Below are 24122 nucleotides of genomic sequence, written 5' to 3' on the forward strand. Positions count from 1 at the left end.
CCTTGTGCTGGCGTCACGGGTTGCATCGCGGTGCGCACGTCGAGCCGCGCCACCGGTCTTTCGTGAATCGCGTCTTGCGTGGTACTCCTTACTGCTTTGTTTCGGGGTAAATCGTTTTCCAGTCGTCTTTCATGCTCACCACGATCCAGTGCCGTGCAAGCGCCTCGTCCCAAGCCTTGTCGAGCTGGCCGATCTTCGATTGACGGTCGTAAGCGAACTCGCGCACGGCGTCGTCGTGGTGCACCAGCAGTGCGAGCGATTCGCCGCTGCCTCCCGCCGTGTACTGCAGCATCTGCAGATCGCCATCGGAATTGCCGAAGGCGAGAATCGGACGGCGCCCGATGTTGCGATAAATGCCGACGGGCTTGCCTGGGCCGTCGTTGACAAAGTCGATCTTCGGCAAGCGCACTAGAACGGGTTGACCGTCGCGCAGTTCATATTTGACTTCCTGACTCGAGCCGATCACCTGCTCGGGCGGAATGCCATACGCCTTCTCTGCCCACGGCCTCATGAACTCGATCGTGCCGCCCGAGACGATGAACGTCTTGAAGCCATTGGCGCGCAGATAGGCCAGCAGTTCGAGTTGTGGCTGATACACGAGATCGGTGTAAGGCCGGTTGAATTGGGGGTGGCGCGCGGTTGCGAGCCAGTCGCGGATGGTCTGGTCGTAGGCGTCGACGGTCATGCCGCTATTGGCTTGCGCCAGCAGTTGCAGCAGCGGCTTCTGCTGGCTCGCGAGTGCCGCGTAGTCGTGCGCCAGCAATGCCTTGAAGGCCGGATTGTTCTTCCATTCAGGATGATTCGGCGCGGCGGCCTTCACCTGATCGAGCATGAAGATGAACTGGAAGTACAGCGGTTGCTCGCTCCACAAGGTGCCGTCGTTATCGAAGACGGCGATGCGGTCAGCGGGCTGTACGTAGCGTGGTGAACCTTCATGGGTAACATCCGCGACGAACGTCAGGATGGCCTGGCGCGCCGCGCCATCGCGCCAGGAGGGCAGTGCGGCAGCCGTCGCAGCGGTCGAGCCTGGCTGTGCCGCCGCGGTGTCGCCGGCGTGGCTCGCACAGCCGCACAGGGTTAGCGCAATCAGCGCTGCGCCGACGCAACCCAAAGCGTGACGTAACCAGCTACGACGGCCAAAAGCCTGCTGCATGTGATGTCCTCGTGCGTGGCGCGCTGCGATGGCGCGAGAACCGGTGCCGCTTTTGGATCAGCAACCGGTAAGGAGTGCCATGCTCCTGCTCACCCCCCTGGAGCAGCGGCCGCGTCGCCGACCGCGCGATTCGCCGCTTGTCGAACCTCCGGATGGTTTTTCCAGGTGTCCTCGTCCATCACCAGCCTGAAGCCGAGATGCGACATACTGTTGTACGGATCGGTGCCGCGCCGCGCGCTGGGGCGGTAGCTAAGGCAGTAGGCCTCGTTGCACAGGAACGATCCGCCGCGCGTCACGCGTTTGGGGGCGTCGACTGGGACGCCCGGATCGGCTGGGTCCCACGACGCGGTGGGGCCGCCTGGATTGTCGATCACGCTCGTGTCATTCGCCGCCTCGCGCCTGAACTGGTCGGCGCGGTACCAGTCGGCCGTCCATTGCCAGGCGTTGCCGGTCATATCGGATAGTCCATAGCCGTTGGCCGGAAAACTGCCCACCGGGCTTGTGCCGAGCGCACCGCCGGCCTTCGCGCTAAGCACCGGGAAGGGCTGCGGCTGCTGGCCTTGCCAGACGTTGGCCATCTGTTTGCCATCCGGCGCGAACTGGTTGCCCCACGTGTAGGTGGCCTGCTCCAGACCACCGCGTGCCGCGAATTCCCACTCGGCCTCGGTTGGCAAGCGGCCACCCGCCCACTTTGCATAGGCTTCGGCATCCTCATAGGACACCTGCACCACCGGATGATCGTCCTTGCCGATGATGTTGCTGTCCGGGCCCTGCGGATGGCGCCAGTTCGCACCGGGCACATAGCGCCACCAGCGCGAATAATCTTCGAGCGACACGGGTTGGTCCGTGCCGACGAACACCATGGCGCCGGGCACCATGGCGCTATCGGGCGGCTGCGGTGTGCCGGGCGGCAGTTGTACCTTCAGCGTCTCCCAGTCAGGCTTTTTCTCGGCGGTCGTGACATAGCCGGTGGCTGCGACGAACTGGCGGAATTCGGCGTTGGTGACGTGATGCTGGTCCATCCAGAAGCCGTGCACGCGCACCTTGTGGGCAGGGCGTTCATTGGCCTGGGCCATCTTGTAGTCGCTGCCCATGAGGAATTCGCCGCCCGGGACCCACGCCATGCCGAGTGGTCCATTCTTGCCGTCGCCGTAGACGACGCGAATGGCGGCGGGGCGGTTGTGGGTGCCGATTGCCCAGGTTACCGCGCCGCCAATAAAGGCTGGCAATAGCACCACAGCCACCGTCCAGACCAGCCATCTGTGCCAGGGTTTCAAGGCACGGGGCGAAAAGCGCGCCGTGTCCCCGGCCGGGGATGCGTCCGCCTCGTATGCGGGGACAGCTGGCTGTTTTCGCTTGGTCATGGTTGCGTTCTATACGTTAAGCATAGCTAAGCATATGAAGAACCAATCGAACATGCGTCCCGGTACGCGATACCGGATTGACGCGGTCGGTTAGAAAGTCCTCATGCGAAAGCGTGTTGCTTACTACAGATAACAGGAATTCGACTGGAGCGCGACGTTTTTATAAGATGAAAATGTGTGCTGCTTTCTTTATGCCTGATGAGCGTTGTGTGGCATCGCGAAGCCGCTTCAATCCATCGGATCCTTACGATTCGTGTACTTGAGACTAGCAATTTTTTTCCGAAACTTCAGGTTTTTTTAAAAAGGATTGCTAACGCTTTGACGAAGCGTGTTGAGTGCGTTACCGTAAAAAATACCAGTCGCAGTGTTTCGGTTTCGAGAAATGAAATGATCAACCGGATTGAGAACAATGCGAGAAACTATCTTGCGGTTCGAGGCGAGCGTCGGTGAAGCGGTCGTGGGGCAGGCGGCGGTGGTGCGCCAGATTCTCATCGCGCTGCTGGCAGACGGGCATGTATTGCTGGAGAGCTTGCCGGGGCTAGCCAAGACGCGCACGGTCAAAGCGATCGCGCAACGGCTCGCAGCAACCATGCGGCGCATTCAGTTCACCCCGGATCTCCTGCCGTCCGACATCACCGGTGGCGAAACACTGCTGCAATCCGGCACCGAGCGCACGCTGACATTTCAGCCAGGACCGATCTTCGGCAATCTGATTCTCGCTGATGAAATCAACCGCGCGCCGGCCAAGGTGCAGTCCGCCTTGCTCGAAGCGATGGAGGAGCGGCAAGTGTCGGTAGCGGGCAAGACGCATCCGATGCCCGCGTTGTTCCTGGTGATGGCCACCCAGAATCCGATCGAGCAGGAAGGTACTTATCCGTTGCCGGAAGCGCAGATGGATCGATTTCTGCTCAAGGTGCTGATTACTTATCCGTCGCCGGAAAGCGAGCGCGACATGCTGCGTCTTCTCAGACGCGAAAGCAACGACACCCCCGCACCGGTCAGCGCGCTTTCCCAAGATGTGATTTTCGCGGTGCGTGAGGCGATCAGGCAGGTGACGGTGGCGCCCGCGATCGACGAATACATCGTTTCGCTGGTCAACGCCACGCGGCACGCGAGGGAACTGGATCCGCAACTCGGCAAATGGATCGAGATCGGCGCCAGTCCACGCGGGGCGATCGGTCTCGACCGGGCGAGCCGCGTGCAGGCATGGCTGCAGGATCGCAGTTTTGTCACGCCCGACGATGTACGCACGGTGATTCATCCGGTGCTCAGGCATCGCCTGATTCTTTCTTACGATGCCAACGCGGAGAACATCGGCGCGGACACGGTGATCGACCGGTTGATCGAAAAAGTCGCCGTGCCGGCCTGAAACAGGCGGTTTGATCGTGGTAGTAGCAAAGGAGTGCGATGGCGATGGCATCCGGATCGGCAATCGGCAGTGTCTACGTCGACGCGGCGCATCTGGCGAAGCTCGAGTTTCGTGCGCGCGGCCTGAGTTTCGTCGCGCCGCCACCGGTGTCGAGCATTCTGTCCGGTAATCACGCCTCGCGTCTGCGCGGGCGCGGCCTCAATTTCGAAGAGATTCGCGGCTACCTTCCCGGCGACGACATCCGCCATCTGGACTGGAAAGTGTCGCTGCGTCTCGGCAAGCCGCAGGTGCGCGCCTACACGGAAGAGCGCGATCGTCCGCTGCTGGTCGTAGTGGACCAGCGCATGAGCATGTTCTTCGGTTCGACTCGCGCGTTCAAATCGGTCGTGGCCGCGGAGGCCGCCGCGCTTGCGGTGTGGATGGGCTTTGCCGCCGGTGACCGGGTAGGCGGCGTGATCTTCGATGACAGTTCGGTCGTGCGCGTGCGGCCTTTGCGCAGTCGGAGCCGCATCAAGACCCTGTTCGGCGCGCTCGCCAGAATGAACGCAGCGTTGCATGCGGACAGCGAGCACCGCACTCATTACGGACAACTGGATAGTGCACTGGAAGGCGTATTGCATCTCGCCGGACACGACTATCTGATCTGCATCCTGAGCGATTTCGCCGGTGCCGGCGAGCGCTCGCAGCAACTGCTGCGGCAACTGTCGCGCCATAACGACGTGATCGCGGCGATGGTGTTCGATCCGCTTTCGCAACGCATGCCGGAACATCGTGCCCTGGTGGTGAGCGAAGGCTATCTGCAGGTCGAACTGCGCACCGAGGACGAACGGGTCAGGGCGCCGCTCGCCAGCCTGTTCAAAGGACGCGCGGCCGAAGTGGCGGAGTTGTTGCGCGCGAGCGGCGTGCCGCTGATGGCGCTGTCAACGGACGAGCCCACCGTCGATCAGGTCCGGCGCCTGTTCGGCGAGCGCGCGCGCGCCTCACAGGTCAGCGGGATATGAAAGCGGACGCGCCCGCCATGCTCGTGCCGGCCGACACGCCGGGTGTGCTGCAACCCTTGCAGGAGCTGCCGCTTTCTGCACCGGTCTCATGGGCGCCGCAAACCGTGGGCTGGTGGGCGGTCGCAGCCGTATTGTTCGCGGCGCTGGCCGGGTGCGTGTGGGCCGCGTGGCGGCATCACCGCAAACAGCGCTATCGACGTGCCGCGCTCGCGCAACTTCAACAAATTGAAGCCGCGCTGAAGAATCCGCAGGAGCGGGTGGCGGCGTTGGCGGCCATCGCGCCGCTCATCAAGCGCACCGCGCTGGCGGTCGTGCCCCGCGAGCGCGTGGCATCGCTTGGCGGCGAGGAGTGGCTAACGTTTCTCGCAGACACGCGCGGCCACTTCGATGAGCGGAGCGGCGCGCTGCTATCGCTGGTGAGCTACGCACCCGCGGAGCAGATCGCGGCGGTATCCGAGCACGAAGCGCAGAGGCTGGTGAGCGTCACGCGCGACTGGATCGCACACCATCATGTGGAAATTTGACTTGACGTGGGCGTTTCTGCTGCTGCCCGTACCGGTTCTGGTGTGGTGGCTGGTGCCCGCGTATCGGACCACGGCATCCGCGGTGCGTATGCCGTTTTTTCACGAGATCGCCCAGGCGGTTGGCGAGAAACCCGCGCCGGGTGGCGTGCGTTTGCGCAGCAACTGGCTGCAGCGCCTGATGATGCCGCTGCTGTGGACGTTGCTGGTGATTGCCGCAGCAAAGCCGGTCTACGTCGAAGCGCCCGTCACGCACGAGGAGCCGGCGCGCGATCTGATGTTGGCCATCGATCTGTCGCAATCCATGAGCACCCGTGATTTCGTGAATGCCGTAACTGGCGAGCGGATGGACCGGCTCACCGCGGTCAAGCGCGTAGTGGCGGACTTCGTGGCGAAGCGCAAGGGTGACCGGATCGGTCTCGTGGTGTTCGGTCAGGCGGCCTATCCGCAAGCGCCGTTGACGCTGGACCACGCTAGCGTGCTGGTGCTGCTCAACCTGATGCAGATCGGCATGGCTGGGCCGCGCACGGCGATTGGCGATGCGATCGGGTTGACGGTGAAGCTGATGGACAACTCGCCGGCATCGGAGAAAGTCCTGATCCTCCTGACCGACGGAAACGATACGGCAAGCGCCATTCCGCCCGAGCAGGCGGCTGAAATCGCCAAGGGGCACAAGCTCGTCATTCATACCATCGGCATCGGCGATGCGCAGGCGACCGGCGAGGACCGGGTCGATCTCGAAGCGCTGCAGCACATCGCCGATATCACGGGCGGCCGTGCGTTTCGCGCAATGGGCAAGGAAGAAGATCTGGTGGAGGTGTACCAGACGCTCGACAGGATCACGCCCGACAAGGTGAAACGCGACATCTACCGTCCGCAGCGCGACCTGTTCTGGATTCCGCTCGGCGTTGCGCTGCTGGGTTTTACGCTGTATCACTGCCTGGCACTCCTGATTGCCATACTTCGTTCGCCACGCCGCGAAGCGGAGCCCGAGCGTGCGGAGATTGCCGAGGCGAGTCATGGCAATTGACCTCACCGCATTCCATTTCCTGCGCCCGTGGTGGCTATTGCTGCTGATTCCCGCGATCCTGTTGCCGGTTGGCTGGTTTCGCCGCAACAACGTCCGCAGCCGTTGGCGCAACATCATCGCGCCTGAATTGCTGGAGCATCTGATCGTGGGCGATAGCGCGCGGCGCCGGCTTCAGCCCATTCACACGCTGGCGCTGCTGATCGCGATTAGCGCGATTGCGGTGGCCGGTCCCACGTGGGAACAGGAGCGTCCGCCATTCAATCAGGACCAGGCGCCGCTCGTCGTGGTGCTCGAACTGGCTCATTCGATGGAGGCAACCGATGTCGCGCCCACGCGTCTGGAACGCGCCAAACAAAAGCTGCTCGATCTGGCCGCCGCGCGTAAAGGCGCGCGAACCGGCCTGGTGGTGTTCTCGTCCGCAGCGCACCTCGTTGTCCCGCCGACCGAAGACCCGGCCATGCTTGAACTGTTCGTTCCTGCGCTGTCGCCGTCGTTGATGCCGACTGACGGCAAGAACGTGACCGCGGGGCTTGAGATCGCCGAACGATTGCTGGCGAACGATCCGGTGGCCGGCACGATCGTGTTCATGACGGATGGCTTCGATGAAAACCAGGCGGACGCGTTCGTGCAAAAGGCTAAACAATCGCGGCAGCAGCTTCTCTGGCTGGCGGTGGGCACGGAGAACGGCGGTCCGATCCGCGGCGCAGACGGCATGATTGCGATGGACCCTGAAGGCCATCCGCTGATGGGCAGTTTCGACGCTGGGGGAATCAGGAAAGTGGCTGACGCTGCCGACATTCCACTTGCGAGCATGCGCGCGGACAACGACGACGTCGCGTGGGTTCAGCATCGGGCGCGCGCATGGCTCGCCGAGGCCGATGAATCGAAGCGCGTGCCGCGCTGGAAAGAAGCCGGCTACTGGCTGATCGTTCCGCTGCTGCTGCTTGGACTGTGGGGCTTTCGCCGAGGGTGGACCGTCAAGTGGCTGCCGGTCATTCTGGTCGCGCTGGCGAGCGGCGGTACACCGCATCTCGCGCACGCGGCTTCGTGGCAATGGCAGAACCTGTTTGCGACGCACGACCAGCAGGGCCGCTGGAGTTTCGAACACGGTGACTTCAAGGCGGCCGCGCGCCATTTCGACGATCCGATGTGGAAAGGACGCGCGCAATATCTCGCGGGCGATTATGCGGGGGCGTTGGAGACGTTCTCACGCCTGAAAACCGCACAGGCGTATTTTTATCAGGGCAACACACTCGCGCATCTGGAGGATTACACCGGCGCGATCAAGGCCTTCGACAATGCGCTGGCGCTCGAACCCGGCTTGCGTCAGGCGGCAGCGAATCGCCAGTTGATGCGGCAGCTTTTAATCAAACCGAAGCAGGATCCGCAACAGGATGAGGAGGACGAAGAATCGGACGACGTGAAGATGCAGAAGAAAAAAGGCGGCGTTCAGCAAAGTACACTGATCCCCGTGCCCTCGGAAGATGTGTGGATGCGCAGTCTGAACATGTCGCCCGCGGTATTTCTGCGTCAACGCTTCGAGCAGGAATCGGGCGCTGATAGCGCGAGCACACCATGAAAATCTGCCGTGTGTTCCGGATGATCTGGATCCTGCTGCTGCTTGCGTGCGTGGCAACGCGGGCCTGGAGTGCCGACAATTCACCGCAATCGATGATCCGGGCGCACCTCGAACCGTCCGGCCCGGTTGTGGCCGGTAGCCAGATCAAACTAGTAGTGGACTGTCTGACCACCACCTGGTTTACCGAGGCGCCGGACTGGCCGCTTTTCACAGTGCCCGGCGCGATCGTCAGTCTGCCGGATGAGCAGGCCGAAAATCTCCACGAGGTCATCAACGGTGTGGACTGGTTTGGCGTCAGCCGCGCCTATCGCATCGTGCCGCAAAACAGCGGAGCGTTCGCGATTCCACCGTTTGCGGTCACGGTGCAGCCGGGGCAGGCGAGCGGACCGGTGAAGCTGATGACGCCGCTGCTCCAGTTCGCCGCCACGGTGCCGGCCGGCGCGGAAGGAATGCACACGTTTTTTCCTGCGCAGAAGCTGGTTGCCACGCAGACGGTCGAGCCGTCGCCGAAGCAGGTGAGGGTGGGGGATCAGATCACCCGAACTGTCACGCAACACGCGGCGGGCACGCAATCCATGCTGATTCCACCCGTCAATTTCTCCGATGTGGCGGGACTCAAGCGCTATCCGAAGGCGGCGACAACCCACGATATCGTGCAGGACCGCGCCGGTTTAGTGGCGGGCGTACGGACCGACGCGGTGACCTACGTCGCGGACCACGGTGGCAAATTCACCTTGCCTGCCATCACGATCGAATGGTGGAACACGGCTACCCAGAAAAAAGAAACGATCGTGCTGCCAGCCGTCACGCTTTCAGCGGTGACGGCTACGGAAAAGCCGCTCTTTGCGATACCCGTCGACGCGCTTTCCAAAGGCGCAGCCCATCACATCATCGTGATCGAGCGCGGGCAGGCGATTTGGTTAGGTCTGCTGCTGACGGGTGCGTTGGTCCTGATCTGGGCCTATCCAAGGCTATTGACGTTTTACGGACAGGGACGGAGGTATGTGGTTGCCGCCAGACGTCGTTATGCAGAAGGCTCGGCTCGCGCGTGGCGAGCCTTGCGGCGCGCCTCACGCGAAGGGTCGCCGCAGCATATTATTCCGGCCCTGTATCGCTGGATGGACCAAAGCCACGAGTTCGAAGAACCGGCGCGGCTGGACCGTCTGGCGCGCCTGGACGAAAAAAATGCCAATGAGCTTGACGCCCTGGCAGAGGCGGTAAACGGCCATTACTCGAACCAGCCAACCGCGCCGGTTCAATGGACGGCAGCACCGACGTCGCTTCGTCGAGCGGTGAAACGCGCAAGGAAAGCACGCAAGGCAGACCCTCTTCTACCGCCTCTCAACCGGTATTGAAATGCGGTTTCAATCCTTTCACCCGCAATGGTTATCGCGTCGGACCGCGCGATAACGGGCACAATACGTGACGACGAAGCGCCGGACACACGCGGCGCTCACACGCAGCGAACCAAGCCGCGTCGTCGGAATCCGCCTCTCCAACGTTGCCATGAACCACACTATCCCCGAGCGCGCCACCACCTCGTCGCGTGAGCCCAATTCGCCGCGTTTCCTGCTGCTCCTGATCTGCCTGTTCGCTTCGGCCGGGCAACTCGCGATCGATATTTACGTGCCCGCGCTACCCGCCATGGCTCGCTTCTTCGCGACTTCGCCGCAGGCGATCCAGTCGAGCGTTTCCAGCTACATGGCAGCCTACGCGCTCGGCCAACTGATCTTCGGACCCGTCGCCGATGCACACGGTCGCAAACCCGTGCTGGCTTTCGGCCTGGTCGTTTTTACGATTGGCTGCGTGCTATCGCTCGCCGCGCCGAATCTGGAGACGTTTATTCTGGCCCGCTGTCTGCAGGGTTTCGGCATCGCCGCCACCAACCTGCTCGCGAAGGCGATCATCACCGATTCCTTCTCCGGACTGACAGCGATTCACGCGTTCACCTATATGGCGATTGCATGGGGGCTCGCACCGATTATTGCCCCGGTGATCGGCGCGCACCTGCAAACCTTATTCGGCTGGAAGTCCTGCCTTGTGTTCCTGCTGGTTTATTCCGTCGTGATGTGGACACTGGTGTGGCGCTATCAGGAGACCTTGGCGCGGCCCGTGCGCCTCGAGCCACGCACGCTGTTGACGAACGCGGGCAAGGTGCTGTCGAGCCCGGTGTTCCAGAGCTGCTTTCTCGCGCAGGGGATGTGCTACAGCATTCTGCTGGTGTTCAACATCATCGGACCGTTCATGGTGCAGAACACGTTGCACAAGCCGCCAACGTATTTCGCCTACCTCGCGCTCGGGATCGGCCTGATGTACTTCCTGGGCGGTCTGTCGAACCGCCTCCACAGTCCGCGTCTGCCGAGCGCGGAGCGGCGCTTGTATATGGGGGCGCGCGTGATGGCGGGGTCGTCGATTACCATGCTGGTGCTGGCGGTGACGGTCGGCCTGCGGATCTGGACGCTCGCTACACCTGTACTCGTGATGGGGTTCTGCGCCGGCGCGATGTATCCCACGCTGATGGCCAAGGGTAATTCGTTGTTTCCGCATATCGCGGGTCTGACGAGCGCGATCCTCGGGTGTGCGCTGCTGTTCGTGTCGTCGGCGATGATGGGCCTCGCCGGGTTCGTGTCGGTACAGTTCCTGACGCCGCTTGCCGTGTTCTTCGTGCTGCTCGCGCTCACGGTTGTCTGGATGGTCACGAAGCTGCTGCGACACCTCGCTCAACTGGACTCCGAGGCCGCCGTGTGCGCCACCGGCGAGGCGACTTAAGCGCAGCCATTGCGGCTGCGCGTAGCAATCAGGTAATCATCAGGCCGGGTGACCAGCAGGCGTGTCACCGGAGCGGCGCTCGCTCCGGTATTCACGCGGCCTTCAGGCGGGACAGGACAAGCTCGCGTCCTCGTGGAACGCGTAGTCGGTATAGCCGCGATGATCGCCGCCATAGAACGTGGCGCGGTCCTGCCGGGTCAGCGTTGCGCCGATGCGAAGCCGCTCAGGCAGATCAGGATTGCCGATGAAAAGACGCCCGAATCCGATGGCATGGGCACGCGTATCCGCCACAGCGGCACGCGCCGTTTCAGCGACATAGCCGCCGGTGGAGATCAGCGAGCCCTTGAAAATGGCCTTGAAATGACCCGCCGCATCCGGAGCGCTGTCATTGACCGGCAGGTCGGTCGTGAAGTCCGAGCGAGGTTCGACGACGTGCAGATAGGCCAGGTCACGCTTGTCCAGTTCAGCAGCAAGGTAATTCCACAACGCCTCGCCTTCGCTATCGAACATGTCGTTGAACCCGTTCCACGGCGACAACCGCACACCCACGTGCGGCGCACCCAGCACGGCAATCACGGCATCGACCACTTCGAGTAGCAGGCGCGCCCGGTTTTCAACCGACCCGCCGTAGCGGTCGGTGCGTTGGTTCGATCCGTTGCGCAGGAACTGATCGAGCAGATAGCCGTTTGCGCCGTGAACCTCAACGCCGTCGAAACCAGCCTCTTGCGCGTTGCGTGCTGCGGCGACGAAGTCGGCAACGATACCGGCGAGTTCGTTTTCTTCCAGCGCCCGCGGCGTTTCGAAGGGAACGGATTGACCGGACGCATTGGTGTGATCGCCGGCAGGACGAACGGCAGACGGCCCGACGGGCAGCGCCCCATTGGGTTGCAGCGAAGAGTGTGAAATGCGACCCACGTGCCAGATCTGACTGACGATCACGCCGCCTTTCGCGTGAACCGCGTCCGTCACCGCGCGCCAACCGGCAATCTGCTCGGCAGTGTAAAGGCCCGGCGTGCCCCGGTAGCCCTGCGCCTGAGGCGTAATGTCAGTCGCCTCGGTAATCAGCAGGCCGCCTTCGCTCGCGCGTTGTCCGTAATATTCGGCGTTCAGTGCGTGAGGAACGTTGCCCGGCTGGGCTGAGCGCATTCTGGTCATGGGGGCCATGACGACGCGGTGCTTGAGTTCCAGCGCGCCAAGCTTGAGGGGGGAAAAAAGCGGATCGGGTTGCACGGTTGCGTTCCAGAAGGTAATGAAACGCGAGCGTAGCAATTATATCCATGCGCGAGTAGATGCCTTCCGCAATGATCCTGTATATCACTTTTCGATAGAATTGTCTGAGTGCCGTGGAAGTCCACGGCTAACAGGATGCGCGAAGGAAACCCCTATGGATGCCGAAAAAATCGATCTTGGCGGCGTCGCCGTGTTTTTGAACGCCGCTGCGGCGGGCAGCCTTTCGGCAGCCGCGAGACGCATGGGTATTGCGCCGATGGCCGCCACCCGACGACTCGCGGCGCTGGAAGAGGGCTTGGGCGTGCGTCTCATGCAGCGCACCACGCGCTCGGTGTCGTTGACCGCCGAGGGCGAGGCATTCCTGCCGTTCGCGTCCACGATTCTCGAAGCAGCGGAAGCGGGCCGCGCGATCATTTCGCCGTCGCAAAACGGCGCAGCGGGTTTGCTGCGCGTCACGGCATGTGGGTCCATCGGGCGAGCGGTCATCATGCCGCTGATCACGACGCTGCTGGACGAAAACCCGGGCTTGCGGGTCGACATGCTGCTGACCGATGCGGTGGTCGACATCGTCTCGACCGGCGTGGACGTCGCGGTGCGGATCGGCGAACTGAAGGACTCGAACCTGATTGCCACGTCGCTGGGGAGCAACCGGCGGATCCTCTGCGCGTCCCCGCAGTATCTGTCGCGGCGTGGCAGTCCCCGCCGCCTGAGTGAGCTTGCCGATCACGATTGCGTGGCGCCTACCGGAACGCTGCACTGGCAGTTCGACGTCGACGGAGAGGAGCGCGCAGTGCGCATTTCAGGCCGCGTGACGGTCAGCAGTCTCGATGGTGTTTTCGATGCGTGCATGGCCGGTGCGGGGCTGGCGGTGCTTTCGAGCTGGCATGCGGACGCGGAGATCGCAGCGGGCAAGCTCGTGCAGATCGAACTGATGGATGCGAGTCCCAAGGAACTCGAAATCTGGGCCGTGTACCCAACAAGACGTCAGGTCTTGCCGAAGGTTCGGGTCTTTGTCGAAGCGATGCGCGAGCGCCTGGCGAAGGCAACGGGTCGGGTCGCATAGCGCGAGCATGGCGTCTGCGCACGCCATAACCATGATGGACAGGTGGCATCAATCAGGATGATATTTGCTCGCCAGGAAAGAGTGTGCGAATGCAGGACGCAGACTGATGCGCTCGACCTCGCCACGAATTGCACCCTGCATCCGCGTTGCGTCAGCAGGAACAAGGGCGAGCGGCGAATAGCGGCTCGCTGCAACGAGGTTCGTCGTTGATTGCCTCGCACATTGAAGCACCGCGTGAGCGTAAAGCGCGGAATTAGCTAATAACAATCCGTTCTTTGTACGGCGTTTGCTCGCGGCTACACTGCGCCTTTTGCAAAAAAAGAGTAGGCGATGCAAGTTTTCGAATCGGGCCAGGCTAGTCCGGCTAGTGCGGACAAGGCCGACATTTCGGGGCCTGCGTCGACTGCACCCACCGCCGTACTCGAACCCAGGTCGGTCGTACTCGAGCTGCGCGATATCAGCAAGGTCTATAAGAGCGCGCGCGGCGGCGAACCAGTTGCCGCGGTGCGCGGCGTGAGCCTCAAGCTGCAGCGCGGCGAGGTGCTGTGCCTGATGGGGACATCGGGCAGCGGAAAGTCCACCTTGCTGCGGCATGTCAACCGGCTGGTCGAGGCGAGCAGCGGGCAAGTGCTGATCGACGGTGTGGACGTCGGCGCCCTGTCGCCGAAAGCATTGCGCGCGCTTCGCGCACAGCGCATCGGCATGGTGTTCCAGCATTTCGGTCTGCTGCCGCATCGCACGGTGCGGGAAAACGTCGCGCTTCCGCTTGAACTACGGGGCGAACCCGCCGACGCTCGACAACTGACGGCCGATCGTCTGCTGGCGACCGTGGGGCTCGCCGAATGGGCCGATCATTACCCGGCCGAATTGTCCGGCGGCATGCAGCAGCGCGTTGGACTCGCGCGCGCGCTCGCCAACGACCCGGACATCCTGCTGATGGACGAACCGTTTAGCGCGCTCGATCCAACCATTCGCCGCGATCTGCAAGCGAGCTTCTTGCGTATCGCGCGCGAGCGCGGCATCACGACCTTGCTGGTCACTCACGATCCGGCGGAAGCGTTGCGGATTGCCGACCGGATCGCCGTCATGCGCGACGGCTGCCTCGTGCAGGTCGGAACGCCTGAAGAACTGCTGAGCCATCCGGCTGACGCTGGCGTCGCAGACTTTTTCGTCGACCATGCGGGCGGGGATGTCACACCGAAAACGCAACAGCTCGCCGGCACTACAAGCGGTGCGGCAGTCGAAACGCGCGGCGTCTCGCTGCGCTCGCTACCTTCAGCATTACTGGGCCCGGCGGCGTTTGCCACGCAGGGACGCAGCGGTGCGTTTGGTGCGAGCCTGCTGGTCGAGCTTTTTGCGGCGGCGTGGTTGGGTGTCGAATGGCATGCAGGGGCCACGCCACTCGCGTTTCTGGCCGCGCTGCTGTGGTTGATCAACCGGGCGACGGTGGTCCGATGCACGACGCGTGCAACGACGCTACATCAAGGCGGTTGGGCCTTGCCGCTGCTCTTGCTACTGGCGACCGAGGCACTGGTAGGCGCGCACGGGCTCGGTGCGAATCTGGGACCGCTTGCAGCCTTCCCGGCCAGCCTGAAAATCGTGGCGACGATGTCGGACGCCATCGATCAGGCGATCGACTGGGCACAAGTCTCGTTCGAAACCGTGTTCGCATGCATCGTCGTCGTCGTGCGGACGGTGGTCGACGCGATTCAGTTTGCGCTCGGCTGGCTGCCATGGCCTGTGCCGGTCATGGCGGTGGTGTTCGCAGCATGGCGCGTGGCGGGCCTGACGCTGGCGGTCTTCAGCGCGGCGGCGCTTGGCTATCTGGGTCTGTTTGGCTTTTGGGACCATACGATTGCGACACTCGCCCTCGTTGGATGCTCAGTGCTCGTCGCGTTGCTGCTCGGCGTGCCCACCGGCATCCTGCTGGCGAAGCGCCCGACGCTGCGCAGCATCGTGGCGCCGCTGCTCGACGTGATGCAGACGCTGCCGTCGTTCGTCTATCTGATTCCCGCGGTCGCATTCTTCTCGGTCGGCAAAACGCCGGCTGTGATCGCGACGGTGGTCTTCGCGCTCGCGCCGGTTATCCGCCTGACCGTACTCGGCATTCAGGAAGTGCCGAAGGCGGCAGTCGAAGCGGCCGAGGCGCACGGTGCGACGTGGTGGCAGACGCTCACCAAAGTCGAGCTTCCACTGGCGCGCGGGTCGTTGCTGCTGGGTGTCAACCAGACCATCGTCATGAGCCTGTCGATGGTCGTGGTTGCGGCGCTGATCGGCGCAGACGGACTCGGCTATGACGTGATGACCGCGCTGCGTAACGTGAAAAGCGGTGATGGTGTGCTCGCCGGCATTGCTATCGTGCTCTGCGCAGTCATCCCGGATCGCATTCTTCAGTCGGCCCTCAAACGCCGGCATCAATCTCATCCCACCCAATAGAAACTGTCATGAAAAGACTCTCGACCCGCGTTGCGGGTGTCGCCGTATCGCTTGGACTTCTGCTGCCTTCCTTGTCGGCGATGGCAAAGGACAAGGTCGTGATTGGCGAACTCAACTGGCCAGGCGCGGTTGCGATTGAACATGTACTCGGCGAAGTGATCGCCACGCGTCTCGATGGTGACGTGTCGTATCTGGCGGGTGATCTTCCGGTCCTGCTCGCCGCTGCTGCGAAGAACGACGGCGCCGTCGATGTGGTGCCGGACGTCTGGTTACCGAACGAAGCCGCTCCGTGGGCCAAGTATGTCTCCGGCGGCACGCGCTCGCTGGTACCGAATCTGCACCCGTATGTCGGCGTGCAGGGCTTTTATATTCCGGGTTACATCCAGGACAAATATGGCGTGAAGTCGGTCTACGACCTGCGCAAGCCTGAAATCGCCAAGCTGTTTGCGCCTGTGGGCGGCGGCAAAGCCCAGTTGCTGGTGGGCCCGGCGGGCTGGGGTTCGACGTACATTGGCGAAATCAAGGCGAAGGATTACGGCTTCTCGAACAATTTCGATGCCGTTTCGACCGAAGCAGCCGCGACTTACGCGAACCTCGAAGCAGCGGTCCGTCAAAAGCGCGGCATTGTTTTCTACGCGTATACGCCGGACTGGATTTTCTCGGCGTTCGATCTGCGTCGTCTGGATGAACCGGCGTTCGATGGTTACGCCCAGGACGACAAAAAGGGCGATCCGCAATACAAGGCCGACGGCTGCTGGAAGTTCGTTAGTCCGACTACCGATTCGGACTGGTTGAACAAGAGTCACGTCACGTGCGCTTACCCGGATGCCAAGGTTTATGTGTTGTCCGCGAAATCGTTGCAGACGCGCTCGCCGAAGATCGCTGCGTTCCTCACGAACGTCGCACTCGACCCGACTGCGCTAAACGACCTGATCCTCAAGATCCAGAAGAATCATGAGCCGGCCGATGCGGCCGCCAAGGAGTGGGTCGCAGCGCATAAGTCGACGGTCGACACGTGGCTGGCCGGCGACACGAAGCTCAGCAAGGCACAGTAAGGAGACTCCAGATGAGTGAACGGAATCAGGTCACGCTCGGCGCAGGATGTTTCTGGGGAGCTGAAGCCGCGCTGCGTCAATTGCCGGGTGTGCTGGACACGCGGGTGGGCTTTGCCAGCGGTGGACAGCCCGATGCGCCCAAGGTGGAAGTGGTGCAGGTGGACTTCGATGCCGCCGTTTTGCCGCTTACGACGGTGATCGAGCATTTCTGGACGCTGCACGATCCGACCTCGGTGGATCGACAGGGCACGGATATGGGCGCGAAATATCGCTCGGCGATTTTCGTGAACTCGGATCAACAGGCGCAAGAGGCGAACGCCGCGAAACGCGCGCTCAGCGAATCAGGCCGCTTGAGCAAGCCGGTTGTGACCGAAGTGACGGTGCTCGAGCATTTCGAACTGGCGCGAGAGGAAGATCAGCGCTACGTGGAAAAGCACGGCGGCAGCGCGTGTAGTCTGTAACACGAGCATGCAGCCGGCGGGCGAAAATCCGCTTGGCCGGCTGCATCCACGTGGCGTTGCATAGCGCGTGTCGTCGAGGCGCCCGATGCTTATTTCAGCCAGGCCTTGATCGATTCGCCCATGGTAGAAGCTGAAATTCCGTAGCGATCGTGAAGCGTCGGCAGGGCGCCGGCGGCGAGGAACGCATCAGGCAGGCCAATCTGGCGGAAGGCACACGACACGCCCGCACGCATCAGCTCCCCTGCCACCGCTTCGCCCAGACCCCCAATCACCGTGTGGTTTTCCGCCACGACCACCAGGCGTCCTGAGCGTTTCGCTTCGCGCAGGATGGTCAGCGTATCGAGCGGTTTGATGGTCGGCACATGCAGCACGCCGACGCCGATCCGGTCACTTTCGAGTGCCTTTGCCACTTCGAGCGCGCGCATCGTCATCAAGCCTGACGAAATGATCAGCACCTCCGCGCCGTCGCGCAACATCTTCGCCTTGCCGAGTTCGAAGGTGTAGTCGTACTCGTCCAGCACCGCAGGGACATTGCCGCGAAGCAGGCGTGCATAGACCGGGCCCTTATGTGCGGCAATGGCGGGCACCATCTGCTCGATGTCGAGCGCGTCGCACGGATCGATGACCGTCATGTTGGGCATGGCTCGCATCAGCGCGAGATCTTCGGCGGCCTGGTGGCTCGGACCGTAGCCCGTCGTCAAACCCGGCAGCGCGCAGACGATTTTCACGTCCAGATTGTCTTCGGCGATCGTCTGATGGATGAAGTCATAGGCGCGGCGCGTGGCAAAAACCGCATACGTCGTGACGAAAGGCTGCGCGCCTTCATGCGCAAATCCTGAGGCGGCACCCATCAGCAATTGCTCGGCCATCCCCATCTGATAGAAGCGTTCGGGAAACGCCTTGGCGAAAATATGCAGGTCTGTGTATTTGCTCAGATCGGCAGTCATGCCGATGACGCTTTGCTTTTGCTTCGCCAGTTCCACCAGGGCGTGGCCGAACGGCGCTGAGCGCGTGATCTGTCCTTCGCCCGCAATCGAGGCGATCATCGCCGAGGTTTTCAGGCGTGGTTTGCTGATGGTGGTATCGCTCATGCTTGTCTCCCTGCTTCCAGTGCTTCGAGCGCGAGCTGCCATTCGTGCGCGTCGACGCGGATAAAGTGGTTTTTCTCGCGCTGTTCGAGGAACGGCACGCCGCGGCCCATGTGCGTGTCGGCGATGATCATGCGCGGTTGTGCGACCGGATGCTTGCGCGCCGCGTCGAACGCCGCAGCCACGGCGGCGATGTCGTTACCATCGACACGTTGCGTGAACCAGCCGAATGCCTGCATTTTTTCGACGAGCGGCTCGAACGCCATGATCTGCGACGAGGGGCCGTCGGCCTGCTGATTGTTCACGTCGACCACGGCAATCAGATTGTCGAGCTTCCAGTGACTCGCGGACATGAGGCCTTCCCAGATGGCGCCTTCGTCCAGTTCGCCATCGGAAAACAGCGTGTATACGAAGGCATCCGAACCTTTGCGCTTGAGTCCGAGGCAGCGGCCCACTGCAATCGTCAAGCCCTGGCCGAGCGAGCCGCCGGACATCTCCATGCCTGGCGTGTAGCTGGCCATGCCCGACATCGGCAGACGGCTGTCGTCGCTGCCATAGGTTTCGAGTTCTTCGGGCGGCAGAATGCCTGCTTCGAGCAGCGCTGCGTACAGTGCAATCGCATAGTGACCATTGGACAACAGGAAGCGGTCGCGGCCTTCCCATTCGGGATCTTCCGGGTGATAGCGCATCGCGCCGAAGTAGGCGACGGCCAGCACGTCGGCAATATCGAGCGCTTGCCCGATATAGCCTTGTCCCTGGACTTCGCCCATTAACAGCGCGTTTCTGCGGATACGGTAAGCGTGTTCGGCAAGGGTTGCCGTCGACGCGCTGGCTGGACTGTTCATGGTGTCTCCTGAGATCAGTCGAAAATGATGGAAAGGGCTTAGCGGTTCACCGATTTCGCGGGAACCAGAAAGACGAGCGCAGCGCCGAGCGTGACGGCCACTGAGATGAAGATCAGACCGGCGGTCGACTTGCCGGTGAAGTCGTTCAGCCAGCCCACGATCGCCGGCGAAAAGAAGCCTGCGAGGTTGGCCACGCAGTTCACGGCGGCGATCCCGGCTGCCGCCGACATGCCGCCCAGCAGGGCAGTCGGCAAGGACCAGAACTGCGAAGAGGAAGCGAGGATGCCCGCTGCAGCGACGCTCAGACAGACGATGGAAGCCGGCACGCTGCCGAGCGTCGGCAGGACTGCGAAGCCTGCTGCGGCAATCAGCATGGGAATCGCCAGATGTAACCGGCGTTCGCGATGACGGTCGGCACTCATGCCGATCAGCGGCAGCGCGATGATGGCGCACAGGTAAGGAATCGCGGTGAACACGCCTACCCAGAGCGGATCGGCGACACCGGCCTTGCGGATGATGGTCGGCAGCCAGAAGGTCAGGCCATACTGGCCCAGCACGACGCAGAAATAGATGCCGGCCATCAGCCACAAACGGCGGTCGCCGAGAAACGAGCGGATCGAAATGTGCGCGACCGTATAGGCGCTATCGTTGGCGACATTGCGCGCCAGCAGCGTCTTTTCCGCTTCCGTCAACCATTTTGCCTTGGCGATGCTGTCGTCGAGGTACAGCAGGATCGCCACGCCCAGCACGAGCGACGGCAACGCCTCCAGGAGGAACAGCCACTTCCAGCCGGACAGACTCAGCGCACCGCCAAGCGAATGCATGATCCAGCCCGACAGCGGGCCGCCGATGATGCCGGCCAACGGGATCGCCATGAAGAACAGCGACAACGCCTTGGCCCGGCGCGCAGCCGGAAACCAGTACGTCAGATAGAGAATCACGCCAGGCGCGAAGCCGGCTTCGGCGACGCCGAGCAGAAAACGGAGCGCATAAAAGGCCGTCGGTGATTTGACGAACACGAAGCACGCGGAGATCGCGGCCCAGGTCAGCATGATTCGCGCAAGCCATTTGCGGGCGCCGACGCGGTGCAGGACCAGATTGCTCGGGACTTCGAACAGAAAGTAGCCGAGAAAGAAAATGCCCGCGCCCATGCCGTAGACCGTTTCGCTGAAGCGCAGATCGTTCAGCATCTGCAACTTCGCGAAGCCGACGTTGACGCGGTCGAGATAGGCGCCGAGATAGCACAGCATCAGGAATGGGATGAGACGGCGGCTGACTTTCGCGTACGTTCTCGATTCGAAGCTCCTCGAGTCCGTCTGCGGCATGACATCGCCGACGCTGGCCGAAGCGGTGTACTTCGTTTTCATGTCTGTCTCCTGTGGATCGAGTTGGCGCTTTGACGCTTACTCCGATCCCATGCAACCTGTTGTGCCCATGGCCCCGGGTTTGCCCAGGTGCCACGGACGCAGCGCCTGCTTGCTGCAGGCGCTGTCATCAATGTATGAGCATGCCGCCGTTCACATCGAGGGTGATGCCGGTGAGGTAGGTCGACAGGTCGCTGACCAGAAAGAGGCAGGCGTTGGCGACATCGGCGGCGTCGCCGAGCCGGCCCAGCGGAATCCCTTTGATGATGTCGACGCGCATGTCGTCGGTGAGCTTGCCGCCGGTGATGTCGGTTTGGATCAGACCCGGCGTGATGGAGTTGATGCGAATGCTGTCCGGGCCGAACTCGCGGGCCATGGCGCGGGCGAGGCCGAGTACGCCTGCCTTGGCCGCGCTGTAATGAGGACCGCCAAAGATGCCGCCGCCGCGTTGCGCCGATACCGACGACATGCAGACGATGCTGCCGCCCTTCTGCTCTTTCATGACGGGAAGCACGGCTTGCGACATGTAGAGCGTGCCGCGCAGATTGACGTCGACGATGGCGTCGAAATTATCGCCGCTGATGTCGAGCGTACGCACAGGCTGCGTGATGCCGGCGTTGTTGATGAGGCCGTCGATGCGGCCATAGCGGTCCAGGGTCGCTTTGGCGGCGGCTAGGCAGGCGGCTTTGTCGGTCACGTCGCAGGCGAGGCCCAGATGAGCCGCGCCAAGATCCGCAGCGGCGCTCTTCGCGTCTTCTTCGCGCAGATCAAGGATCACGATACGCGCGCCCTGGGCAGCCAGCGCCCTAGCGGTCGCCTTGCCGATTCCGCGCGGCGAGGCCGCTCCTGTGACGATTACGACCTTGTTCTCGAGCAGCATGGTTGTCTCCTGACTGTTGATGTGATGACGCCAGTGTCTACTGCACTGCCGGTCGCATCAACGACGTACGGCTCAACTATGCTTGAGAAATTTTCAGGTGACGTGGCGCGGGTGCGGATGGCTAGGCCGGACGTTCCATGCGGGCAATCTCCCGCTCGATCCATGCAATGAACCGCGTGACGCGCGGCAGCTCCGCGTTTTGCGGGGGATAGACCAGATGATGCGCGCCCACTTCGACGGCATACGTGGTGTCGAATACCGGCACGAGCGCGCCTTCCTTGATGCGCACTGAGGCGAGCATCAGGCTTTCGAGCGCGATGCCGAGGCCGAGCGCAGCCGTCTCCAGCGACATGTAAGAGCGGTCGAACGAAAAGTCGAAGGTCTTATGTTTGCCGGAGACGCCGGTCCGCCCGAACCATTGCTTCCACTGCACCAACGGAGTCTCCGAATAGATCAGACGATGCGTCAGCAGGTCTTCCGGCGTGTTGACCGGATTGCGCTCCAGATAGCCAGGCGAGGCCAGCGGCGCGATGAATTCGCTGCGCAAGGTGCGCACTTCCAGATCGCGCCAGTTGGCATAGCCGTGGCGCAAATCGATGTCGTAATAACCGCTGGTAAACGATACGTCTTCGTATGAGCAGGCCAGATTCAGCTGGATGTCGCCATTGGCCTCCTGAAACGACGCGAGCCGTGGCAGCAGCCACATCAGCCCGAAGCTGGGACTCGAATGCACACGCAGGATTTCGACGTCGGTGCGGCTCGATGCGCGCTCCGTTGCGCGGCTCAGGTCCGCGAGCGAGCCGGTCACGTCGGATAGATAACGCTCGCCGGTGGGCGTGAGCACGAGTCCGCGGCCCGACCGATAGAACAGCGACTGGCCGATGATCGCCTCGAGATTGCTGATCTGATGACTCACTGCCGAGGCGGTCAGCCCCAATTCTTCGGACGCACGGTTGACGCTCTTCGTTCTGGCCACGCTCTCGAAAGCGACGATGGCTTTAACCGGTGGAATGCGCATAGTGAATTTATTTCAGATGCAGTTGAATGAAACCGCCTTGTTCGCACGCCCTCTGCACTGCCATTCTGTCAACAAGCCGCACGAACGGGGAACCACGCAGTTCCCGTGCCTGGGAGTCCATCTTAAAGGCAGCAAGGCGGCAAATCACAAATAGGGATTGCGCAGTGCAACAACTGCGCCGCACCCATCTTTGCATGAGATCAGGGTAAGCGCCAGAGCGCCACACCTGGTCAACAGGAGACAGCAATGAATTATCCGGTTTTCGGCCAGCAGGCGCGGTCAGGCGACGCCCATCAAAACCCTCTGCGCACGGCGCGGCACGCGTCATGACTGCACAACCTTATCTGCTGACGGCCCGCTCGATCGTCAAGAGCTTCGGGCCCACGAGCGTGCTGAAGGGCTTCGATCTTTCCATCGCGGCCGGTGAGGTGCACGCATTTCTGGGTGGCAACGGTGCGGGCAAATCGACGCTGATCAAGATCATCTCCGGTCAGTACGAGCGCGACGGCGGCGCCCTCGAGTTCGATGGACAAGTGCCGGGCGCCTCCGTGGGTGGCCCGGTTGCGGCCGGCACTATCGCCGTGGTCAATCAGGAGCTGGCGCTGCTGCCGCATCTGTCGGTCGCGGAAAACATTGTGATGCCACGGCTGCGGCGTGGCGTTGCCCGCTACAGCGAACGTGCGTCGCTGGACCTCGCCATCGAAGCGCTGTCGTTGATCGACCCGCACTTCGCACGTGAATCCGTGGGGCGCCTCGTGAGCGGACTCACGCTGCACGAGCGGCAACTGGTGGAGATTGCCCGCGCGCTCGGATCGGGTGCGAAGTTACTCCTGCTCGACGAGCCGACCGCCAACCTGACCGCAGCGGAAACGACGCGGCTGTTCGCGGTGATCCGACGCCTGATCGCCGATACGGGGCTCGCCGTTCTGTTCGTTTCGCACCGGATGCGTGAAATTCGCCAGATTGCGGATGTCTGCACGATCATTCGCGATGGCAAGACCGCTGTCGACCGTGTCGCGCTGGATGCCATCACCGACCGCGAAATTGTCGAATGCATGGGACAAAGCATGGTGGTCGAAGAGGCGGCGGCAAACGTTGCCGAGCCGGCGGAAGCGGGACGGACGAACCGTGCCGTCGAACAGGATGCTAAGGATGACGAACCGGCCAGCCCTGTGGCCCATCGCGGTGCGCTTCGCATCGAACGGGATGGTGTGGCGATCGAAGCGCCCGCCGGCGCGATTGTCGGCCTTGCTGGCGCGCCGGTCGGGCCTTCGTCGCTGATCGACGCGTTGACCGGCATCGCACCTGCGGGCGCATGGGCAATCACGCGCGACGGTGCCCGGGTCAGCTATGCGCACCCCTGTGCCGGCGCGCGCGATGGTGTCGGCTTCGTCTCGGGCGACCGCTCGAACAAAGGCATCCTCGCCACCTTGCCGATCGTCGACAACCTCGTCGCGGCCGCGCGCGTGGTCAACCGGCGCAATGTCGTGGGACGCGCCGAGATCGAACAAAGCACGCAACTGCTGGAGGCGCTGAAGATTCGCACGGCTTCGCTATGGGACCTGCCGTCGACCCTGAGCGGCGGCACCCAACAAAAGCTCCTGATTGCGCGCTGGCTGCTGCTACGGCCGAGGTTGCTGGTACTCGAAGAGCCGACGCGCGGCGTCGACATCCGCACGAAGCGCGAAATCTACGCGCTGATTCGCAAGATGGCGCAGCGGGGCACGACGATCGTCTGGTGGTCGACCGAATACATCGAACTGGTCGAACTCTGCGACACGGTGCTCGCATTCGACCTCGACGGTAAGCCGACCGAAGTATTGCGGCACGCCGACGTCAACGAAACGCAACTCGCTGCCGCAACCGGCATGGCCGCCTAGACGCGGTCCGCGAAAC

20 protein-coding genes are annotated in these 24122 nt (G+C 62.5%); 12 read left to right on the plus strand and 8 right to left on the minus strand.

The genetic code is table 11. The features are described from left to right. Positions 1-88 precede the first annotated feature (88 nt). Together P3T43_RS29520 and P3T43_RS29525 are read right to left on the minus strand one after the other, a co-directional pair. Entirely contained in the window at positions 89-1153 is a 1065-nt protein-coding gene (locus tag P3T43_RS29520; protein WP_429284536.1) for an HAD family hydrolase, read from the minus strand. An 89-nt stretch (positions 1154-1242) separates the two neighbouring features. Then, on the minus strand, positions 1243-2517 hold the full coding sequence (locus P3T43_RS29525; protein WP_429284537.1) for a formylglycine-generating enzyme family protein: 1275 nt from the start codon (positions 2515-2517) through the stop codon (positions 1243-1245). A gap of 409 nt (positions 2518-2926) precedes the next feature. Here P3T43_RS29525 and P3T43_RS29530 point away from each other — a divergent pair, with 409 nt between their 5' ends. The 7 genes from P3T43_RS29530 to P3T43_RS29560 all read left to right on the plus strand — a co-directional run bounded on the left by P3T43_RS29530 (position 2927) and on the right by P3T43_RS29560 (position 10786). Next, complete coding sequence (locus P3T43_RS29530) at positions 2927-3886, plus strand: AAA family ATPase (RefSeq protein ID WP_429284538.1); 960 nt, start codon at positions 2927-2929, stop codon at positions 3884-3886. Between the two features lie 44 nt (positions 3887-3930). After that, positions 3931-4887 (plus strand): DUF58 domain-containing protein, encoded by a 957-nt coding sequence (locus tag P3T43_RS29535; RefSeq protein ID WP_429284539.1) that lies wholly within the window; start codon positions 3931-3933, stop codon positions 4885-4887. After that, the gene (locus P3T43_RS29540) at positions 4884-5411 is read left to right on the plus strand and encodes a DUF4381 domain-containing protein (RefSeq protein ID WP_429284540.1); all 528 of its coding nucleotides are present in this window, start codon (positions 4884-4886) and stop codon (positions 5409-5411) included. Before P3T43_RS29535 ends, P3T43_RS29540 begins: the two co-directional genes overlap by 4 nt. Then, on the plus strand, positions 5398-6438 hold the full coding sequence (locus tag P3T43_RS29545) for a vWA domain-containing protein (RefSeq protein WP_429284541.1): 1041 nt from the start codon (positions 5398-5400) through the stop codon (positions 6436-6438). Before P3T43_RS29540 ends, P3T43_RS29545 begins: the two co-directional genes overlap by 14 nt. Further along, complete coding sequence (locus P3T43_RS29550; protein WP_429284542.1) at positions 6428-8017, plus strand: vWA domain-containing protein; 1590 nt, start codon at positions 6428-6430, stop codon at positions 8015-8017. Before P3T43_RS29545 ends, P3T43_RS29550 begins: the two co-directional genes overlap by 11 nt. Then, positions 8014-9372, plus strand: coding sequence for a hypothetical protein (locus tag P3T43_RS29555; protein WP_429284543.1), 1359 nt, complete (start codon positions 8014-8016; stop codon positions 9370-9372). Before P3T43_RS29550 ends, P3T43_RS29555 begins: the two co-directional genes overlap by 4 nt. A gap of 151 nt (positions 9373-9523) precedes the next feature. Further along, a complete protein-coding gene (locus P3T43_RS29560; RefSeq protein ID WP_429284544.1) occupies positions 9524-10786 on the plus strand; it encodes a multidrug effflux MFS transporter in 1263 nt (420 codons plus the stop codon). Positions 10787-10888: 102 nt separating this feature from the next. On the opposite strand, the gene P3T43_RS29565 is transcribed toward P3T43_RS29560, so the two are convergent. After that, complete coding sequence (locus tag P3T43_RS29565) at positions 10889-12055, minus strand: alkene reductase (protein ID WP_429284545.1); 1167 nt, start codon at positions 12053-12055, stop codon at positions 10889-10891. A gap of 115 nt (positions 12056-12170) precedes the next feature. Between P3T43_RS29565 and P3T43_RS29570 the strand changes: the two genes are divergently transcribed. The 4 genes from P3T43_RS29570 (at position 12171) to msrA (ending at position 17031) form a co-directional block, all read left to right on the plus strand. After that, complete coding sequence (locus P3T43_RS29570; RefSeq protein WP_429284546.1) at positions 12171-13079, plus strand: LysR family transcriptional regulator; 909 nt, start codon at positions 12171-12173, stop codon at positions 13077-13079. Between the two features lie 330 nt (positions 13080-13409). Further along, positions 13410-15515 (plus strand): ATP-binding cassette domain-containing protein, encoded by a 2106-nt coding sequence (locus P3T43_RS29575; RefSeq protein WP_429284547.1) that lies wholly within the window; start codon positions 13410-13412, stop codon positions 15513-15515. A gap of 8 nt (positions 15516-15523) precedes the next feature. Then, a complete protein-coding gene (locus P3T43_RS29580; protein WP_429284548.1) occupies positions 15524-16570 on the plus strand; it encodes a glycine betaine ABC transporter substrate-binding protein in 1047 nt (348 codons plus the stop codon). 11 nt (positions 16571-16581) lie between these two features. Then, on the plus strand, positions 16582-17031 hold the full coding sequence (msrA, locus tag P3T43_RS29585) for a peptide-methionine (S)-S-oxide reductase MsrA (protein WP_429284549.1): 450 nt from the start codon (positions 16582-16584) through the stop codon (positions 17029-17031). Positions 17032-17120: 89 nt separating this feature from the next. Here the strand turns inward: msrA and P3T43_RS29590 are convergent, their stop codons facing one another. The 5 genes from P3T43_RS29590 to P3T43_RS29610 form a co-directional block, all read right to left on the minus strand. After that, positions 17121-18122, minus strand: a complete 1002-nt coding sequence (locus P3T43_RS29590) for a transketolase family protein (RefSeq protein WP_429284550.1) — start codon at positions 18120-18122, stop codon at positions 17121-17123. Continuing rightward, positions 18119-18964 carry a transketolase gene (locus P3T43_RS29595; protein ID WP_429284551.1) on the minus strand — a complete coding sequence of 282 codons (846 nt, stop codon included), beginning with the start codon at positions 18962-18964 and terminating at the stop codon, positions 18119-18121. The genes P3T43_RS29590 and P3T43_RS29595 overlap by 4 nt, the downstream gene beginning before the upstream one ends. A gap of 38 nt (positions 18965-19002) precedes the next feature. After that, positions 19003-20331 carry an MFS transporter gene (locus P3T43_RS29600; RefSeq protein ID WP_429284552.1) on the minus strand — a complete coding sequence of 443 codons (1329 nt, stop codon included), beginning with the start codon at positions 20329-20331 and terminating at the stop codon, positions 19003-19005. A 127-nt stretch (positions 20332-20458) separates the two neighbouring features. Then, the gene (locus P3T43_RS29605; RefSeq protein WP_429284553.1) at positions 20459-21208 is read right to left on the minus strand and encodes an SDR family NAD(P)-dependent oxidoreductase; all 750 of its coding nucleotides are present in this window, start codon (positions 21206-21208) and stop codon (positions 20459-20461) included. Between the two features lie 121 nt (positions 21209-21329). Next, positions 21330-22226, minus strand: coding sequence for a LysR substrate-binding domain-containing protein (locus P3T43_RS29610; protein WP_429284554.1), 897 nt, complete (start codon positions 22224-22226; stop codon positions 21330-21332). 326 nt (positions 22227-22552) lie between these two features. Between P3T43_RS29610 and P3T43_RS29615 the strand changes: the two genes are divergently transcribed. Continuing rightward, the gene (locus P3T43_RS29615) at positions 22553-24106 is read left to right on the plus strand and encodes an ATP-binding cassette domain-containing protein (protein WP_429284555.1); all 1554 of its coding nucleotides are present in this window, start codon (positions 22553-22555) and stop codon (positions 24104-24106) included. The last annotated feature ends 16 nt before the right edge of the window (positions 24107-24122 follow it).

This window comes from Paraburkholderia sp. GAS41, assembly GCF_050436545.1.
Lineage (GTDB): Bacteria > Pseudomonadota > Gammaproteobacteria > Burkholderiales > Burkholderiaceae > Paraburkholderia.

Excerpts from the sequence above, each read along its gene's own strand:
- P3T43_RS29520 (WP_429284536.1), bottom strand. The coding sequence starts at position 1,153 with ATGCAGCAGGCTTTTGGCCGTCGTAGCTGGTTACGTCACGCTTTGGGT.
- P3T43_RS29525 (WP_429284537.1), bottom strand. The coding sequence starts at position 2,517 with ATGACCAAGCGAAAACAGCCAGCTGTCCCCGCATACGAGGCGGACGCA.
- P3T43_RS29530 (WP_429284538.1), top strand. The coding sequence starts at position 2,927 with ATGCGAGAAACTATCTTGCGGTTCGAGGCGAGCGTCGGTGAAGCGGTC.
- P3T43_RS29535 (WP_429284539.1), top strand. The coding sequence starts at position 3,931 with ATGGCATCCGGATCGGCAATCGGCAGTGTCTACGTCGACGCGGCGCAT.
- P3T43_RS29540 (WP_429284540.1), top strand. The coding sequence starts at position 4,884 with ATGAAAGCGGACGCGCCCGCCATGCTCGTGCCGGCCGACACGCCGGGT.
- P3T43_RS29545 (WP_429284541.1), top strand. The coding sequence starts at position 5,398 with ATGTGGAAATTTGACTTGACGTGGGCGTTTCTGCTGCTGCCCGTACCG.
- P3T43_RS29550 (WP_429284542.1), top strand. The coding sequence starts at position 6,428 with ATGGCAATTGACCTCACCGCATTCCATTTCCTGCGCCCGTGGTGGCTA.
- P3T43_RS29555 (WP_429284543.1), top strand. The coding sequence starts at position 8,014 with ATGAAAATCTGCCGTGTGTTCCGGATGATCTGGATCCTGCTGCTGCTT.
- P3T43_RS29560 (WP_429284544.1), top strand. The coding sequence starts at position 9,524 with ATGAACCACACTATCCCCGAGCGCGCCACCACCTCGTCGCGTGAGCCC.
- P3T43_RS29570 (WP_429284546.1), top strand. The coding sequence starts at position 12,171 with ATGGATGCCGAAAAAATCGATCTTGGCGGCGTCGCCGTGTTTTTGAAC.
- P3T43_RS29575 (WP_429284547.1), top strand. The coding sequence starts at position 13,410 with ATGCAAGTTTTCGAATCGGGCCAGGCTAGTCCGGCTAGTGCGGACAAG.
- P3T43_RS29580 (WP_429284548.1), top strand. The coding sequence starts at position 15,524 with ATGAAAAGACTCTCGACCCGCGTTGCGGGTGTCGCCGTATCGCTTGGA.
- msrA (WP_429284549.1), top strand. The coding sequence starts at position 16,582 with ATGAGTGAACGGAATCAGGTCACGCTCGGCGCAGGATGTTTCTGGGGA.
- P3T43_RS29590 (WP_429284550.1), bottom strand. The coding sequence starts at position 18,122 with ATGAGCGATACCACCATCAGCAAACCACGCCTGAAAACCTCGGCGATG.
- P3T43_RS29595 (WP_429284551.1), bottom strand. The coding sequence starts at position 18,964 with ATGAACAGTCCAGCCAGCGCGTCGACGGCAACCCTTGCCGAACACGCT.
- P3T43_RS29600 (WP_429284552.1), bottom strand. The coding sequence starts at position 20,331 with ATGAAAACGAAGTACACCGCTTCGGCCAGCGTCGGCGATGTCATGCCG.
- P3T43_RS29605 (WP_429284553.1), bottom strand. The coding sequence starts at position 21,208 with ATGCTGCTCGAGAACAAGGTCGTAATCGTCACAGGAGCGGCCTCGCCG.
- P3T43_RS29610 (WP_429284554.1), bottom strand. The coding sequence starts at position 22,226 with ATGCGCATTCCACCGGTTAAAGCCATCGTCGCTTTCGAGAGCGTGGCC.
- P3T43_RS29615 (WP_429284555.1), top strand. The coding sequence starts at position 22,553 with ATGACTGCACAACCTTATCTGCTGACGGCCCGCTCGATCGTCAAGAGC.